This window comes from Wenxinia marina DSM 24838 (genome assembly GCF_000379485.1).
Lineage (GTDB): Bacteria > Pseudomonadota > Alphaproteobacteria > Rhodobacterales > Rhodobacteraceae > Wenxinia > Wenxinia marina.
This window is the reverse complement of record NZ_KB902279.1, coordinates 121,352-137,670: the sequence shown is the minus strand read 5'-3', so window position 1 is coordinate 137,670 and position 16,319 is coordinate 121,352. Positions and strand designations below refer to the sequence as shown.

The following is a 16,319-nucleotide window of genomic DNA, read 5'->3' as shown; positions in this document are numbered from 1 at the left end:
CCCTGGGACCTCACGGGATGCCGTCCGCCACCAGCACATTGACATGATTTCGTTAGACAGGGACCTCGATCCACCCCGCGGGACGGCTCCGCGAGGCCCCGGGTCAAGCCCGGGGCGGGGTCTCCTGAGTCGCTGGGCGGCATCCGTCCCGGCCTTGCGCCGTGACCTCGAACTACCCGGCGCGACGGCCCTGCGGGGCCCCGGGTCAGGCCCGAGGCGGGTCTTCCTGCATCACCGGGCCCCAGGATCTCTCCGCACGTCCCCCCGTCACCCGATCTCCTCCAGCCGCGCCAGCGCGGCCTTCAGCTGTGTTTCCTCCTCCTCGCGCAGGGCGAGGTTCGCCTTCGCCTCCTCGACCACCTCCTCGGGCGCGGAGGCGGCGAAGTTGGGATTGTTCAGCCGCCCGCGCAGGCCCCCCAGCTCCTTGCCGAGCTTGCCGAGGGCCTTGCCGATCCGCTCCTTCTCGGCACCGACGTCGATGATGTCGGCCAGCGGCAGCGCGAAGGAGGCGCCGCGCACCGGCACCGCGAGGGAGCCGCGCGGCGGGGCGCCTTCGGAGAACTCGCCGATCCGGGCGAGACGCTTGATCAGGACGTCGTTCCGCGCCAGCGCCGTGCGCGCCGCCTCGTCCGCCTGCTCCATGACCAGGGGCACGTACAGGCCCGCCGGCACGTTCATCTGCGCCCGGGCCGAGCGGACGCCCTCGATCAGCGAGATCGCCCAGCGCATCTCGGCCTCCGCCGCCTCGTCCACCAGATCGGCGGCGGTGTAGTCGGGCCAGTCCGCGTGGACGAGCAACTTCGCCCGCTCCCCGGTCAGGCCCCACAGCTCTTCGGTGATGAAGGGCATGATCGGGTGCAGCAGGATCAGGCACTGGTCGAGGACCCAGGCCATCGTCTCCTGCGTCTCGCGCGTCTCCTCGCCCGCGCCGTCCAGCAGCAGCGGCTTGGAGAACTCCACGTACCAGTCGCAGACCACGCCCCAAACGAAGGCGTAGAGCGCGTTCGCGGCGTCGTTGAAGCGGTAGGCGGCGAGCGCGGCGTCGACCTCTTCGCGCACCCGCGCCGTCTCGCCCACGATCCAGCGGTTCACCGTCGCCTGCGGGCGCGGCACGCCGGCGCCGCGGGCCTCGAACACGCCGTTCATCTCGGCGAAGCGGCAGGCGTTCCACAGCTTGGTGCCGAAGTTGCGGTAGCCCTTGATCCGGTCGAGGCTGAACTTCAGCACGCCGCCGATGGAGGCCATCGAGGTGTTCGCGAAGCGCAGCGCGTCGGCGCCGTATTCGTCGATGACGTCGAGCGGGTCGATCACGTTGCCCGTCGTCTTGGACATCTTCTTGCCCTTCTCGTCCCGGACGAGGCCGTGCAGGTAGACCGTGTGGAACGGCTCCTGTCCGGTGACGGCGAGCTGCATCATCATCATCCGGGCGACCCAGAAGAACAGGATGTCCTGCCCGGTGACGAGGACGTCGGTCGGAAAGTAGCGCTTCAGCTCCTCCGTCTCTTCCGGCCAGCCGAGGGTGCCGATCGGCCAGAGGCCGGACGAGAACCAGGTGTCGAGGACGTCGGGGTCGCGCCAGACGGGGATGCGGATCGGCCCCTGCGCCTGGCGGATGCGCCCCTCGGTCGCGGTGTCGAGGGTCGCCAGCGTTTCGCGCAGGATCGCGTCGGCCTCGGCCTCGGTCTCCACCACGACGATGTCGGCGTCCTCGCCGTGGCCGGCGCGGACATGGGCCAGCGCCTCCTCCTCCGTCGGGGCGCAGATCGGCGCCCAGCGATCGTCGTCGTCGGCGATCGGGTCCGGCGCGTACCAGACCGGGATCCGGTGGCCCCACCAGAGCTGGCGGGAGATGCACCACGGCTCGATGTTCTCCAGCCAGTGGTAATAGGTGCGCTCGCCGCTCTCCGGCAGGATGCGGGTGCGGCCCTCGCGGACCGCGTCGAGGGCGGGGCCGACGATGGCGGCGCTGTCGACGAACCACTGGTCGGTGAGCATCGGCTCGATGACGACGCCGGAGCGGTCGCCGAACGGCTGCATGATCGGCTTGGCCTCGACCAGCGGCACCAGCTGGGCCGCCTCGTCGCGGGCCTCGCCGCCTTCCTCGGGTTCCAGCGGAGGAGTCCCGTCCCGGGCCTGATCCGGGACCTCGGCGGTCTGCCCTGCGGCGCGGGGCCCCGGCTCGGGGGCCGGGGCGGGTTTGCCCTTCGGCGCGCCGAGGCGCGGGTCCGTCGCCTCGGTCATCACGGCGAGGCCCTCGGCGGTGATCTCCTCCACCACCTTCGCCCGCGCCTCGAAGCGGTCCAGGCCGCGCAGGTGGTCGGGGACGAGGTTGAGGGCGTCGGCCTCGGCCTCGGACAGCGAGACCGGCTGCTCGGCGAAGCCGACGGTGGCGTGGCCGTTGCGGATCAGCCAGGCGCGGGCGGCGGACTGCGCGACCTCGGCCGCCTCGGCGTAGGGAACGCCATCGTCCCGCATCCGGCCGGCGGTGTCCATCAGGCGGTACATCGGAATGCCCGCCCGCTTGGCCACCGCGTAGTCGTTGAAATCGTGCGCGCCGGTGATCTTGACCGCGCCCGAGCCGAAGGCGGGGTCGGGGTAGGGATCGGTGATGATCGGGATCAGGCGGCGATGTTCCTTCGGCCCGACCGGGATCTCGCACAGCTGGCCCACGATCGGCGCGTAGCGCTCGTCCGACGGATGCACCGCGACGGCGCCGTCGCCCAGCATCGTCTCGGGCCGCGTGGTAGCGATCGAGATGTAGTCGCGCTCCTCCTCGAAGAGCACGGTGCCGTCCGCGTCCTTCTCGACGTAGGTGTAGGTCGCGCCGCCCGCGAGCGGGTACTTGAAGTGCCACATGTGGCCCGGCACCTCGACGTTCTCGACCTCGAGGTCGGAGATCGCCGTCTCGAAATGCGGGTCCCAGTTCACCAGACGCTTGCCGCGGGTGATGAGGCCCTTGTCGTAGAGATCGACGAAGACCTTGATGACGGCGTCGTGGAAGTTGCCCTCCTCGCCCTCGGGCGCACCCGGCGCGCCGGCCATGGTAAAGGCGTTGCGCGACCAGTCGCAGGACGCGCCGAGGCGCTTGAGCTGACCGATGATCGTGCCGCCCTTCTCCTGCTTCCAGGCCCAGACCTTCTGCAGGAAAGCATCGCGGCCCAGCTCGCGCCGGCCGGGCTGCTGCGTCGCGGCCAGCTGCTTCTCGACCTGCAGCTGGGTGGCGATGCCGGCATGGTCCTGCCCGGGCTGCCAGAGGGTGTCGAAGCCCCGCATCCGGTGCCAGCGGACGAGGATGTCCTGCAGCGTGTTGTTGAACGCGTGGCCGAGGTGCAGCGCGCCGGTCACGTTCGGCGGCGGGATCATGATGGTGAAGCTGTTGGCGCCAGCGCGGGCGTTTGCGCCGGCGCGGAAGGCGCCGGACTCCTCCCACCGGCGGTAGAGGCGCGGTTCGGCCTCGGCGGCGTCGAAGGTCTTTTCCATCGGCATTTTTCGTGTCCTCTCGCGGGCCAGCGCGGTCTAACGCGGGCCAGAGGAGAGGGGAAGTGCAGGGGTTGCGCCCCGCAGCACGATTTCCGCGCGGAAATCGTGCGCGGAAACCGCGTGGTTTTCGTGTTCAGGCCCCCCGGTCGATCCGCGTCGACAGGTGGATCAGACTCTCCATGTCCTGCACGCCGTCGATCTCGCCGATCCGGTCGAGCGTCTGGTCGAGGTCGAGCGTGGACGGACAGGCGAGCTGGCAGGCGAGGTCGAACCGGCCGGAGGTGGTGTGCACCCGCTCCACCTGCGGCAGCTTCTTCAGCTGCGCCAGCACCGGCCCCTGCGCCGAGGGGGTCAGCGAGATCAGCACCGTCGCACGGATCACGCTGCGGCGGGCGTCGTCGGAGAGGCGGACGGTGTAGCCCTCGATGATGCCCGACCGCTCCAGCCGCTCCAGCCGGGCCTGCGCGGTGGTCCGGGCGATGCCGAGCTTCGCCGCGAGGCGCGCGACGGGGGCCCGCGCATTGGCGGCGAGCAGGGTCAGGAGCTGGCGGTCGAGGGGGTCGAGGTCCGTCATGTCGCCCGTCCTATCGCCTGATCGCCGAAAGTTGGAGTCGGATTCGCCGGTCTGCCGGGCCGATCCGACATCGGCCGGCCTTACGCTTTTCCCGGAGACGCTCCGCACGAGGCCGGCAGATGTTCGACGCTCCGATCCCCCGCGATCCCGTGGCCCACATGGCGGCCGGCGCCGGCGACGTGCCGGTGCACTACTTCTCGCCGGCCGCGCTGGACCGGCGGCTCGCGTCGTTCGGAAGCGGCTTTCCCGGCCTCGTCACCTACGCGGTGAAGGCGAACCCCGACGAGCAGGTGATCGCACGACTCTGCGCGGGCGGAATGACGGCGTTCGACGTCGCCTCGCCCGAGGAGATCGCGCTGGTCCGCCGCCTGTGCCCGGGCGCGGCGCTGCACTACAACAATCCGGTCCGCAGCCGTGGAGAGATTGCGGCCGGGCTCGCGGCCGGCGTCGCCTCGTGGTCGGTCGACTGCGCGGGTGAGCTGGACAAGCTGACGGACTTGCTCCCGCAGGGCGCCGAGATCGCGGTGCGGTTCAAGCTGCCCGTCGCGGGCGCGGCCTACGATTTCGGCGCCAAGTTCGGGGCGGAGCCGGAGGAGGCGGCCGAGTTGCTCGCCGTGGTCGCGGCACGCGGCTACGGCCCGGCGCTGACCTTCCATGTCGGCACGCAGAACACCGATCCCGGGGCGTGGGAGACCTACCTCACGGCCGCAGCCGACATCGCCCGCCGGGCCGGCGTGCGGCCCGGACGGGTGAACGTGGGTGGGGGTTTTCCGGCCGCCCGCGACGGCGGCGCGCCCGACCTTGCCCCGTTCTTCGCCGCGATCCGCCGGGGCGCGGCGGCCTTCGACACGTCCCCTGCGCTGGTCTGCGAGCCGGGCCGCGGCCTCGTCGCCGACGCCTTCGCCTACGGGGTGGAGGTGAAATCGGTGCGCGGCTCGGCAATCTACCTCGCCGACGGCATCTATGGCGGGCTGTCGGAGTTCGTCTCGTTCGCGCTGCCCCGCATCCGCGTCGTCGCGCCGGGCGGCGCGCTCCGCACCGCTCCGCCGCGGCCCCGCACCGTCTGGGGCCCGACCTGCGACAGCCTCGACCGGATCCCGGGCGAGGTGACGCTGCCCGGGGATCTCGCCGAGGGCGACTGGCTGCTGTTCGACGGGATGGGGGCGTACCTCAACGGCGTCACCACCACCTTCAACGGCTACGGCGCCCGCCGCACGGTCGAGGTCGACCGGCTCTGACGCCGCCGAAGGCGTCTGGACAGTCCGGCCCCGGCCGCTAGGCTCCGCCCCGGACGCGAAGGACGGGAGCGAGGGTGTCATGGAGAAGTTCGGTCGGGGACAGCCGGTCAGCCGGGTCGAGGATTCGCGGTTCCTCACCGGGGCCGGTCGCTACATCGACGACATGGCGCCGGCGGACGCGCTGTTCGCCTATGTCCTTCGCTCGACAGTGGGCCACGGCCGGATCAACGGCATCGACACCTCCGCCGCGGCCGAGTCTCCCGGCGTGCATCTGATCGTCACCGCGTCGGACCTGACCGAGGCGGGCCTGACCGGCGGCATCGGCGCGACCAAGGTCAGGCAGCCCGACGGCACCCGCGGCGCGGATCCCAAGCGGCCGATGCTGGCCGAGGGCAAGGTGCGCCACGTCGGCGAGGCGATCGCGCTGGTCGTCGCCGACAGCCTGATCGCCGCCAAGGACGCGGCCGAGCTGATCGAGCTCGACATCGACGAGCTGCCCGCCCACGTCGCCCTCGCCACCGGGGGCGAGGAGCTGCACGACGAGGCGCCGCAGAACCGCGCCTTCACCTACGGCCTCGGCGACAAGGACGCGGTCGAGGCCGCCATCGCGGGCGCCGCCCGCGTGGTGCGCTTCGACGTCCCCGACCACCGGATCATCGTCAACTCGATGGAGCCGCGGGGCGTCTGGGCCGAGGCGGCGGACGGGCGGATCCATGTCTGCGTCAACGGGCAGGGCGTCTGGGGGCCGAAGGGCGATCTCGCCAAGTGGTTCGGCCGCGACCCCGAGCAGTTCCGCGTGACCACGCCCGACGTCGGCGGCGGCTTCGGCATGAAGGGCTCGCCCTATCCCGAGATGTTCCTCGTCGCCTTCGCGGCCGAAAAGGTCGGCCGCCCGGTGCGCTGGATGTCCGACCGGACCGAGGCGATGCTGACCGACAACGGCGGCCGCGACCTCACCTCGACCTCCACCCTCGCCTTCGACGAGAACAACAGGATCGTCGCCTACAAGGTTGAATCGGTGTCGAATATCGGCGCCTACAACTCCAACTACGCACAGATGATCCAGACCGAGCTGTTCTCCAAGGTGATGCCCGGCACCTACGACATCCCGCTCGCGCGGCTGGAGGTGACGGGCGTCTACACCAACACCGCGCCGGTGGACGCCTATCGCGGCGCCGGCCGGCCCGAGGCGATCTACGTGCTGGAGCGGTCGATGGACAACGCCGCCCGCGAGCTCGGCGTCGACCCGTGGGAGCTGCGGCGGACCAACTTCATCCGCCCCGACCAGTTTCCCTATACCTCCGCCACCGGCACCACCTACGACGTGGGCGAGTTCTCGCGCCTCCTCGACCGCGCCCGGGAGGAGGCGGACCTGGCCGGGCTCGATCAGCGCCGCTCCGCGTCCGAGGCGCGGGGGCGGCTGCGGGGCGTCGGCCTTAGCTACTACATCGAGTCGATTCTCGGCGATCCGTCCGAGACCTCGACCGTCGTCTTCGGCGAGGACGGGGTGGAGATCCGAGTCGGCACCCAGTCGAACGGGCAGGGGCACGAGACGGTCTATGCCCGCTTCCTCGCCGATCATACCGGCATCCCGATGGAGCGGATCCGCGTGGTGCAGGGCGATTCCGACCTGATCCCGACCGGCGGCGGCACCGGCGGCTCGCGCTCGGTCACCGTGCAGAACAACGCGACGCTGGTGACGGTCGACAAGATGGTGCGCGAATTCTCGGCCTTCCTCGCCGAGGAGGAGGGCGTGGATGCGGGCGAGATCACCTTCGACGACGAGCGCTTCCGCATCCCCGGCTCGAACCTGACGCCGACGATGCTGGACGTGGCCGACATGGCCCGCGCCAGGGGGCGCGAGGAGCTGCTGACGCAGACAGCGGTCGGCAAGCTGGAGGCCCGCTCGTTCCCCAACGGCGCCCACGTGGCCGAGGTCGAGATCGATCCGGAGACCGGCGTCGTCACCGTCGAGCGCTATACCGTCGTCGACGATTTCGGCAATCTCATCAACCCGATGCTGGCCGAAGGTCAGGTGCATGGCGGGGTCGCGCAGGGCCTTGGCCAGGTGCTGATGGAGCACGGGGTCTACGACGAGACCGGGCAGCTTCTGACCGCGACCTTCATGGACTACGCGATGCCGCGGTCGGACGACATGCCCTGGGTCGCCTTCCACTCGGTGCCCGTGCCGTCGGTCTACAACGTCATGGGCATGAAGGGCTGCGGCGAGGCGGGAACGGTCGGCGCGATGGCGGCGGTCGCGAACGCGGTCGCCGACGCGGTGGCGGCGCGGGGCCTCGCCGGCAAGGTGGCGATGCCGCTGACGCCGCTGCGGGTCTGGTCGCTGCTGAACGAGGCGGCGGCCTGACGGTCGGCCGCGCCCGCCCCCTGGGCGGGACGGTCAGCTCAGGATCAGGCAGGTGCCGGTGGCCGCCGCGACGGTGCGGCCCTCGGCCGTGATTTCCGCCGCCACGACGGCGGTGCGGCGGCCGCCGTGGATGACGCGACCCTCGGCGGTCACCGGGTCTCCCGGCCGGACGGCCCGCATCATGTTCAGCTTGAATTCCAGCGTGGTGAAGGACGTGCCCTGCGGCAGCGTCGTCATCAGCGCGCAGCCCATCGCGCTGTCGAGGAGGCTGGCGTACCAGCCGCCGTGAACGCCGCCCATCGGGTTGAGGCACTCCTCGGTCGCCGCGCCGACGAACCCGGCGAGACCGGGGTCGGCACGGACGAGGGTGAAGCCGAGATGGACGTGCATCGGCACCTGCGGCGCGGTGCCGTCCACGACGGCGCGCATGAAGTCGAGGCCGCTCATCGCGGCCCGTTCCTCGGGGGCGAGGGTGCCGATCGGGCGCGTCATGGCGGGGCTCCTGTGGCTCGCGCCGACTGTGGCCGGCCCGCCGGCGACCCGCAAGCCGGGGGACCGGTCGAGGCGTCGGCTCCGGCCGGTCCGGCCGGAGCCGCGGGGGGCGCTGCCCCCCGACGCGCGTGCCGCGCTCCCCCCCGGGATATTTATGGCTCGATGAGAGGGAGGGGCGGCATCAGGCGACGCGCTGCAGCTCCACCTTCGGGACGATGCCGAGGGCGTGGCAGATGTCGCGCGTCAGCTCGGGCCGGTTGAGCGTGTAGAAGTGCAGGTGCTCCACGCCTTCCGTCAGGAGGTTGTCGCACAGCTGCGTCGCCACGGCGGTGGCGTAGAGGTCGGCAGCGCCCTGCGCCTCGGCCCGGTCGAAGCCCTCGGCGATCAACGGCGGGATCGAGGTGCCACAGGCGGCGGCGAAGCGGCGGGCGCCCGACCAGTTCTCGACCGGCAGGATGCCGGGGAGGATCGGGGCGCGGATGCCGGCGGCGTCGCAGGCGTCGCGGAACCGCAGGAACGTGTCCGCCTGGAAGAAGAACTGGGTGATCGCGGCCGAGGCGCCGGCGTCGATCTTGCGCTTGAGATGCTCCACGTCGGCCTTCAGGTCCGCGGCCTCGGGGTGCTTCTCGGGGTAGGCGCCGACGCGCAGGGTGAACCGGCCGGTGGCGGCGAGCGCCTCGATCAGCTCGACCGAGCCGGAGAAGCCTTCGAGGTGGGCGGCGAAGCCGCCGGAGCCCTTCGGCGGGTCGCCGCGGAGCGCCACGATCTCGGTCACGCCCGCTTCGGCGTAGTTGTTGGCGATGGCGAGCGTCTCGTCCTTCGTCGCGTCGACGCAGGTCAGGTGCGCCGCGACGTTGAGGCCGGTGGTGCGGCGGATCGCGGTGACCGCGTCGTGGGTCAGCTCCCGCGTCGTGCCGCCGGCGCCGTAGGTGACGGAGACGAACTCGGGCGCCAGCGGCGCCAGCGTCTGCACGCAGGTCCAGAGGCGGAACGAGCCCTCGATGTTCTTCGGCGGGAAGAACTCGAACGAGAGGGCGGGTCGGGTCATGGCGGGCACCTGCATCGGGGGTCTGCCGGCGAACGCCGGGCGTTGCCGACTTGTTTCATGCAGTGCAGCGTGAGACAAACTCATAAACTTCACGACGATCATGAGGCGTACCGCAAGATGCATCTGGAGTTCCGGCACCTGCGCACGATCAAGGCGATACACGACACTGGCAGCCTCAGCGCCGCGGCGGACGTGCTGAACATCACCCAGTCGGCGCTGTCGCATCAGGTGAAGGGGATCGAGGAGCAGGCGGGGGTGGAGCTGTTCGTGCGGCGGTCCAAGCCGCTCAAGCTGTCGGCGGCGGGGCGGCGCCTCCTGGACGCGGCGGAGCGCATCCTGCCTCAGGTGGCGGCGCTGGAGGCCGAGTTCGCGGGCCTGCGCACCGGCAAGACCGGGCGGCTGCACATCGCGATCGAGTGCCATGCCTGCTTCGAATGGCTGTTCCCGGTGCTGGAGCGGTTCCGCCAATCCTGGCCCGACGTCGACATCGACATCCGTCCCGGCCTCGCCTTCGACGCGCTGCCGGCGCTGCGGCGCGAGGAGGTGGATCTGGTCGTGTCGTCGGACCCCGAGGACCTGCCGGACACCGACTTCACGCCGCTCTTCGACTACGAGCCGACCTTCGTCTCGGCCGCGTCGCATCCGCTGGCGCGGAAGGAGTGGATCGCGGCCGAGGACTTCCGCGGCGAGACGCTGATCACCTACCCGGTCGACCGGGCGCGGCTGGACGTCTTCACCGAGCTGCTGACGCCCGCCAAGGTGGAGCCGGCGGCGGTGCGGCAGGTGGAGCTGACGGCGGTGATCCTGCTGCTGGTCGCGTCCAATCGCGGAGTCAGCGTGCTGCCGGACTGGGTGCTGCGGCAGGTGCGGGCGTCGGGCGACTACGTGACGCGGCGGCTGACGGACGGGGGGCTGACGCGGCGGCTGTACGTGGCGACGCGGGCCGAGGATACCGGACGGCCGTTCATGGCGCACCTGATCCGCCTGGCCCGGCAGGAGGCGGTGAAGCTGCAGAGGGCGCCGGCAGGGGTGGGGTGAGGGGCGATACGTCTCGACGGACGTTCTGCGACCGCGCCGACGGTGTCGCTGCAGGGCCGCCGCCAGCGCTCGCCGCCCGGAACCGAGGCGAAGCCGCCGGGCGGGCGCCGGCCCGCCCCCCGGGCCGGCGCTACCTCGCCCCCTGCGAGACGGTCGAGGTTGTCCGGGGCGGCGCGATAGAGTGCCACGACCGCGCCGTCGGGAGCGCCACCCCGCGGGCCGGCGCTCGCCCGGCTCCCGGCAGGCGGACGCCCGCGCCGCAGGGCCCCCCGCGCCCCGCCCTTGCCCGCCCCCTGCCCAGCCCCTATACGGCGCGCCTGACCTTCCGACGGGACGACGAGCATGGCCGCCAGTGCGAACCTCAACGTGATGATGAAGGCCGCGCGCCGCGCCGGCCGGGGCCTCGTCAAGGACTTCGGCGAGGTCGAGAACCTGCAGGTCTCGTCGAAGGGCCCCGGCGACTTCGTCAGCCGCGCCGACCGCCGCGCCGAGGAGGTGATCCGCGAGATGCTGATGGAGGCGCGCCCCTCCTACGGCTTTCTCGGCGAGGAGGGCGGCCCGGTCGACGGCGAGGACCCGACGCGCCGCTGGATCGTCGACCCGCTCGACGGGACCACCAATTTCCTGCACGGCCTCCCGCACTGGGCCGTGTCGATCGCGCTGGAGCACAAGGGCCAGATCGTCTCGGGCGTGGTCTACGACCCGGCCAAGGACGAGCTGTTCTGGGCCGAGAAGGGTCAGGGCGCCTGGATGAACGACCGGCGCCTGCGCGTGTCGGGGCGGCGGCGGATGATCGAGGGCATCTTCGCGACCGGCATCCCCTTCGCCGGCAAGCGGACGCTGCCGGCGTCCCTGTCCGACCTGGCGCGGCTGATGCCGGAATGCGCGGGCGTGCGGCGCTGGGGGGCGGCGGCGCTCGACCTCGCCTACGTGGCCGCGGGGCGGTACGATGGCTACTGGGAGCGCGAGCTGAACGCGTGGGACATCGCCGCGGGCCTGCTGATCGTGCAGGAGGCGGGCGGCTACGTCGAGGCGGTGCGCAAGGGCGACGACCCCATCGGCTCGGGCACGATCCTGTGCGCCAACCCCGAGATCTTCGAGGGCTTCGCCGGGGTGATCCGCGCCCGCGACGCCTGACGGCTCAGCGGCGGCGCCGCACGACGGGGATGTTCGACGCCGGGTAGGTCGCGTCCGGGTGCGGAGGGTGCCCCTCCGTCCGGCTCCAGAAGCCGGGCCCGCCGAGGCGCAGCCAGATCGGCAGGGCCAGCACGAATCCCGCCACGAACCCGCCCGCGTGCGCCCAGTAGGCGACGCCGCCCGATTCCGCCTGCGCGCCGAAGCCGCCGAGCAACTGGATGCCGAACCAGATCGCCAGCATCAGCCAGGCCGGGACCGGGATGATCCGGAAGATGATGACGAGGATGATCAGGACGTCGACCTTGGCCTTCGGGAAGAACAGCAGGTAGGCGCCCATGACCCCCGCGATGGCGCCGGACGCGCCGACCGTCGGGATCGGCGACCACCTCTCGGACAGCCACTGCGCCAGCCCCGCCGCGACGCCGACGGCGAGGTAGAAGGCGAGGAAGCCGACATGGCCGAACTCGTCCTCGAGGTTGTCGCCGAAGATCCACAGGAACAGCATGTTGCCGGCGAGGTGCCAGAACCCTGCATGCAGGAAGGTCGAGGTGACGAGGCCGAGCCAGCCCTCGCCGTTCGACAGGAGCGCCGGGATCAGCGCGTAGTCCCGGTACAGACCCCACAGCGCCCGGTCGTCGGTGAAGACCGCAACGGTCCACAGCCAGACGACGACGTTGATGGCGATCAGCGCGACCGTGACGAACGGGAAGCGGCTCGACGGGTTGTGGTCGCGGATCGGGAACATGGCCCGGACCTTCGCCGGAAGGGGGGGCTCTGTCCAGCGATTGCGACGGCGCCGTGTGCCGGAGGGTCGCGCGGGCGGAGAGACCCGGGGCGCTGCCCCGGACCCCGGAGGTATTTGGGGCAAGATAGGAGCCAGCAGGGGCGAAGCCGGTCGGTTGCATGGAGCCTCTGGCCGAGGCGCCGGGGGGAGACGAGGCATTCGGGGCGGGACGCAAGGCGGACGGGCCGAGGCGGTCGGCCGGGGGGCGGCCGGGGGGCGGCCGGGCTGGGAGTCCGATGCCACCGGGCGCGGGGAGCAGGGGATACCCGGGCCGGTCCCGGCGGTGCCACCGGAGCGTCGGGAGACCGTGTCGCCCCCGACCTGGCGGCCGCTCGGGACGGAGGGAGAGGACGGCGTCGCGATCGTGCGGAGGGTGCGAGGGGTGCCGGTCCCGCGCCTGCTCCTCCGGGGCCGGCGGCCGACGCTCCGCCCCGGCCGCCCTTGCGTCAGGCGGGGGCGGAGACCTCGGCGAGCAGGGCGGCGTTCCCGCCGGCGGCGGTGGTGTCGATGCAGACGTGCCGCTCCAGCAGGGCGTGGGCGGCGTCGGGCATGGCGGTGATCAAGGGGACGATCGGGCCATCGCGGCGGGCGAGCGCCTGCTCGAACGCGCGGGCCTCGGGTTCGGCCCCCCAGTAGAGGACACCGCCGAGGGGGACGAGATCGGTCAGCACCTCTGCGGGGATCGTCCCGCCGGCGCGGACGGCCCGCCCGCCGAGGGCCTCGACCGCGGTCGCCTGCGCCTCGGCCGCCGCGGCGCCGGGGCCGAGGCAGAGCAGGGGCAGCCGGGGGTGGGTCGAGAGACGGTTCGATTCGCCCGTGGGGCCGGGAAGGGTGACGGGGACGGTCTCGGGCGCTGGCCGTGCCGCGGCGGCGGCGAGGCGGGCGTTCAGGTTGGCCGGGTCGGCGGGGTCGTCCCATGCAGCGGCGGCGCCGGCGGGGGCGGGCGCGGCGAAACGGGGGAGGTAGTGCGGGCCGCCGGCCTTGGGGCCGGTGCCGGACAGGCCTTCGCCGCCGAAGGGCTGGCTGCCGACGACGGCGCCGATCTGGTTGCGGTTCACGTAGAGGTTGCCGGCCTCCACGCTGTCCACGATCTCCTGCACCCGGTCGTCGATCCGGGTATGCAGGCCGAAGGTCAGGCCGTAGCCGGTGGCGTTGATGTCGCGGACGACGCGCGGCAGCTCCTCCGCCCGGAAGGTCGCGACGTGAAGGACCGGACCGAAGACCTCGCGCTCCAGCGCGGCGATGCCGGGCACGCGGATCGCCACGGGGGCGACGAAGGTGCCGGCGACGGGCGCCGGCAGCTCGTGGATCACGCGGCCCTCGGCGCGGGCGCGGGCGACCCACTCGTCGATGCCGGCCTTCGCGGCGGCGTCGATCACCGGGCCGACGTCGGTCGACAGATCCCACGGATCGCCGAGCGCCAGTTCGTTCATCGCGCCCTTCAGCATCGTCAGCAGCTTCGGCGCGATGTCCTCCTGCACGTACAGGCAGCGCAACGCCGAGCAGCGCTGGCCGGCGGAGCGGAAGGCGGAGGCGACGATGTCGCGGACGGCGTGCTCGGGCAGGGCGGTGGAATCGACGATCATCGCGTTGATGCCGCCCGTCTCGGCGATGAGCGGGGTGCCGGGGGCGGCGTAGTCGGCCAGGGCGGCGCGGATCTTCAGCGCGGTGGCGGTGGAGCCGGTGAAGGCGACCCCGGCGACGCGGGGGTCGGAGGTCAGGGCTGCGCCGACGTCGGGGCCGCCGGGGAGGAGCTGGAGGGCGTCACGCGGGACGCCGGCCTCGTGGAGCAGGGCGACGGCGCGGGCGGCGATCAGCGGGGTCTGGCCGGCGGGCTTGGCGAGGACGGCGTTGCCGGCGGCCAGCGCCGCGGCGATCTGGCCGGTGAAGATGGCGAGGGGGAAGTTCCAGGGGCTGATGCAGGCCCAGGCGCCGCGGGCGGGACGGTCGCCGGCCCGTTCGGCCTCGGCGGCGTAGTAGCGCAGGAAATCGACGGCCTCGCGCACCTCGCCGACGCCGTCGGGCAGGGTCTTGCCGGCCTCGCGGGCGAGGAGGGCGAAGAGCTCGGGCGCGTGCGCCTCGTAGGCGTCGGAGGCGGCGCGCAGGATGCGGGCGCGGGTGGCGACGGGGGCATCCCAGGTGCGGGCGGCGGCGTAGGCGGCGGAGACGTCGGCGGGGGTGGCGGTGCGGACGGTGCCGACCTTTGTGCCGTCGGTGGGGGAGAAGACGGGTGTTGGCGCTACGACCGCGCGGGGCCCCGGCTCGGGGGCCGGGGCGGGCGTTTCTCCGGCGTCGTCGGTGTCCCCGCCCCGGGCCTGACCCGGGGCCTCGCCCGGCCGGGGTCCCGGATCTGAGGCCGGGGCGGGTGTTTCTCCGGCGTCCTCGGTGTCCCCGCCCCGGGCCCGACCCGGTGCCCCGATCGGCCGGGGCCGCGGCTCGGAGGCCGGGGCGGGATGATCCTGTGCGCCGGTCGCCAGGACCGGCGCCGCGTCCCAGCGGGCCGCAAGCCACGGACCGCGGGCCTCGTCCAGCGCCGCCAGCGTCGGCGCGTGTGTCAGGTCCCAGCCGGCGGAGTTGCGGCGCGTGCCGAAGAGGTCCGGCCCGGCCGGGAAGGGGCGCGGGCGGCCCAGAGCCTCCCACGGGTCGGCGGCGACCGCCTCGGCCGGCACGTCCTCGTCCACGATCTGGTTCACGAAGGACGAGTTCGCGCCGTTCTCCAGCAGGCGCCGGACGAGGTAGGCGAGCAGGTCCTCGTGGGCGCCGACGGGGGCGTAGATGCGGCAGCGGGTGCCTTCGGCGTCGCGGACCAATTGATGCAGCGTCTCGCCCATGCCGTGCAGGCGCTGGAACTCGAACGAGTCCCTGCTCACGCCCTCGGCCTGCGCCATGTGCAGGACGGCCGCAACCGTGTGGGCGTTGTGGGTGGCGAACTGCGGGTAGATGCGGTCGGTCATGCGCAGCAGCTTGCGGGCGCAGCCGAGGTAGCTGACGTCGGTCGCGGGCTTGGAGGTGTAGACGGGGAAGCCGTCCAGCCCCTCGACCTGCGCGCGCTTCACTTCGGCGTCCCAGTAGGCGCCCTTGACGAGGCGCAGCATGATGCGGCGGTCCAGCCGTCCGGCCGTGGCGTGCAGCCAGTCGATGACGAAGGGCGCGCGCTGGCCGTAGGCCTGCACCACGACGCCGAACCCGTCCCAGCCGCGGAGGCCGCGATCGGCCAGCACCGCCTCGATCACGTCGAGAGACAGCGACAGGCGGTCCGCCTCCTCGGCGTCGACGTTGAGGCCGATGCCGGCGGCGCGGGCGAGGCCGGCGAGGGCAGAGAGGCGCGGCACCAGCTCGTCCATCACGCGGGCCTTCTGCGCCACCTCGTAGCGGGGGTGCAGGGCGGAGAGCTTGACCGAGATGCCGGCATTCGCGGCGACCGAGCCGTGGGTGGCGGCGCCGGCGATGGCCGAGATCGCGCGGGAATAGGCGAGGTGGTAGGCGCGGGCGTCCGCTTCGGTGCGGGCGGCCTCGCCCAGCATGTCGTAGGAGTAGGTGTAGCCCTTCGCCTCCATCGCGCTCGCGCGGGTCATCGCGCGGCCGATATCCTCGCCGAGGACGAACTGGCGGCCCATCTCGCGCATCGCCCGGCCCACGGCGGCGCGGATCACCGGCTCGCCCAGCCGCCGGACGGCACCGCGCAGCGCGCGGAACGGGGCGGGGCGGTCCTCGTCCAGCACGCGCCCCGTGAGCATCAGCGCCCAGGTGGAAGCGTTGACGAGGGACGAGGAGGAATGGCCGAGGTGACGGCCCCAGTCGGACGGCGCGATCTTGTCCTCGATCAGCGCGTCGATCGTCTCGGCGTCGGGCACCCGCAGCAGCGCCTCGGCGAGGCACATCAGCGCGATGCCCTCGTCGGTGGAGAGGCCGTACTCGGCGAGGAACACCTCCATCAGGCCCGGGCGGCTGTTCGCGCGGATGCGGCGGACGAGGTCGGCGCCGTGGGCGGTGATGGCGGCGCGGGCATCCGCGTCGAGGTCCGCCTCCCCGGTCAGCCGGTCGAGACATGCCGTCTCGTCGGCGAGGGTGTGGGCGTCGACGAGGGCGCGGAGGTCGTAGTCGGCATCGCGGGGCATGTGTCGGTCCCTCGGGCTGGTCCCTGGCTGGCGGGTCGGACT

At 72.6% G+C, this 16,319-nt stretch carries 10 protein-coding genes; 4 read left to right on the top strand and 6 right to left on the bottom strand.

Translation table 11 applies throughout. From position 1 onward, the window contains the following. Window positions 1-267: 267 nt before the first annotated feature. Together A37W_RS0104815 and A37W_RS0104810 are read right to left on the bottom strand one after the other, a co-directional pair. Complete coding sequence (locus tag A37W_RS0104815; protein ID WP_018301893.1) at window positions 268-3,486, bottom strand: valine--tRNA ligase; 3,219 nt, start codon at window positions 3,484-3,486, stop codon at window positions 268-270. A gap of 127 nt (window positions 3,487-3,613) precedes the next feature. Beyond that, entirely contained in the window at window positions 3,614-4,054 is a 441-nt protein-coding gene (locus tag A37W_RS0104810) for an Lrp/AsnC family transcriptional regulator (RefSeq protein ID WP_018301892.1), read from the bottom strand. Between the two features lie 119 nt (window positions 4,055-4,173). Here A37W_RS0104810 and A37W_RS0104805 point away from each other — a divergent pair, with 119 nt between their 5' ends. Next, window positions 4,174-5,292: a type III PLP-dependent enzyme domain-containing protein gene (locus A37W_RS0104805; protein ID WP_018301891.1), complete on the top strand. Its 1,119-nt coding sequence runs from the start codon at window positions 4,174-4,176 to the stop codon at window positions 5,290-5,292. A 79-nt stretch (window positions 5,293-5,371) separates the two neighbouring features. After that, window positions 5,372-7,660, top strand: coding sequence for a xanthine dehydrogenase family protein molybdopterin-binding subunit (locus tag A37W_RS0104800; protein ID WP_018301890.1), 2,289 nt, complete (start codon window positions 5,372-5,374; stop codon window positions 7,658-7,660). A 33-nt stretch (window positions 7,661-7,693) separates the two neighbouring features. Here A37W_RS0104800 and A37W_RS0104795 read toward each other — a convergent pair whose 3' ends face one another. Together A37W_RS0104795 and metF are read right to left on the bottom strand one after the other, a co-directional pair. After that, on the bottom strand, window positions 7,694-8,152 hold the full coding sequence (locus tag A37W_RS0104795; RefSeq protein ID WP_018301889.1) for a PaaI family thioesterase: 459 nt from the start codon (window positions 8,150-8,152) through the stop codon (window positions 7,694-7,696). A gap of 181 nt (window positions 8,153-8,333) precedes the next feature. After that, window positions 8,334-9,200: a methylenetetrahydrofolate reductase [NAD(P)H] gene (gene metF, locus A37W_RS0104790; protein WP_026198300.1), complete on the bottom strand. Its 867-nt coding sequence runs from the start codon at window positions 9,198-9,200 to the stop codon at window positions 8,334-8,336. Window positions 9,201-9,317: 117 nt separating this feature from the next. On the opposite strand from metF, the gene A37W_RS0104785 reads away from it, so the two are divergent. After that, entirely contained in the window at window positions 9,318-10,238 is a 921-nt protein-coding gene (locus tag A37W_RS0104785) for a LysR family transcriptional regulator (protein ID WP_018301887.1), read from the top strand. Window positions 10,239-10,580: 342 nt separating this feature from the next. Beyond that, on the top strand, window positions 10,581-11,375 hold the full coding sequence (locus A37W_RS0104780; RefSeq protein WP_018301886.1) for an inositol monophosphatase family protein: 795 nt from the start codon (window positions 10,581-10,583) through the stop codon (window positions 11,373-11,375). Between the two features lie 4 nt (window positions 11,376-11,379). Here A37W_RS0104780 and A37W_RS0104775 read toward each other — a convergent pair whose 3' ends face one another. Together A37W_RS0104775 and A37W_RS0104770 are read right to left on the bottom strand one after the other, a co-directional pair. Further along, window positions 11,380-12,120, bottom strand: a complete 741-nt coding sequence (locus tag A37W_RS0104775; RefSeq protein WP_018301885.1) for a rhomboid family intramembrane serine protease — start codon at window positions 12,118-12,120, stop codon at window positions 11,380-11,382. A gap of 485 nt (window positions 12,121-12,605) precedes the next feature. Then, window positions 12,606-16,277 (bottom strand): L-glutamate gamma-semialdehyde dehydrogenase, encoded by a 3,672-nt coding sequence (locus A37W_RS0104770; RefSeq protein WP_018301884.1) that lies wholly within the window; start codon window positions 16,275-16,277, stop codon window positions 12,606-12,608. Between the last annotated feature and the right edge of the window lie 42 nt (window positions 16,278-16,319).

What these genes read in the sequence shown, in the direction of transcription:
- A37W_RS0104815 (WP_018301893.1), bottom strand. Translation starts at nt 3,486, where the DNA reads ATGCCGATGGAAAAGACCTTCGACGCCGCCGAGGCCGAACCGCGCCTC.
- A37W_RS0104795 (WP_018301889.1), bottom strand. Translation starts at nt 8,152, where the DNA reads ATGACGCGCCCGATCGGCACCCTCGCCCCCGAGGAACGGGCCGCGATG.
- A37W_RS0104775 (WP_018301885.1), bottom strand. Translation starts at nt 12,120, where the DNA reads ATGTTCCCGATCCGCGACCACAACCCGTCGAGCCGCTTCCCGTTCGTC.
- metF (WP_026198300.1), bottom strand. Translation starts at nt 9,200, where the DNA reads ATGACCCGACCCGCCCTCTCGTTCGAGTTCTTCCCGCCGAAGAACATC.
- A37W_RS0104785 (WP_018301887.1), top strand. Translation starts at nt 9,318, where the DNA reads ATGCATCTGGAGTTCCGGCACCTGCGCACGATCAAGGCGATACACGAC.
- A37W_RS0104780 (WP_018301886.1), top strand. Translation starts at nt 10,581, where the DNA reads ATGGCCGCCAGTGCGAACCTCAACGTGATGATGAAGGCCGCGCGCCGC.
- A37W_RS0104770 (WP_018301884.1), bottom strand. Translation starts at nt 16,277, where the DNA reads ATGCCCCGCGATGCCGACTACGACCTCCGCGCCCTCGTCGACGCCCAC.
- A37W_RS0104805 (WP_018301891.1), top strand. Translation starts at nt 4,174, where the DNA reads ATGTTCGACGCTCCGATCCCCCGCGATCCCGTGGCCCACATGGCGGCC.
- A37W_RS0104810 (WP_018301892.1), bottom strand. Translation starts at nt 4,054, where the DNA reads ATGACGGACCTCGACCCCCTCGACCGCCAGCTCCTGACCCTGCTCGCC.
- A37W_RS0104800 (WP_018301890.1), top strand. Translation starts at nt 5,372, where the DNA reads ATGGAGAAGTTCGGTCGGGGACAGCCGGTCAGCCGGGTCGAGGATTCG.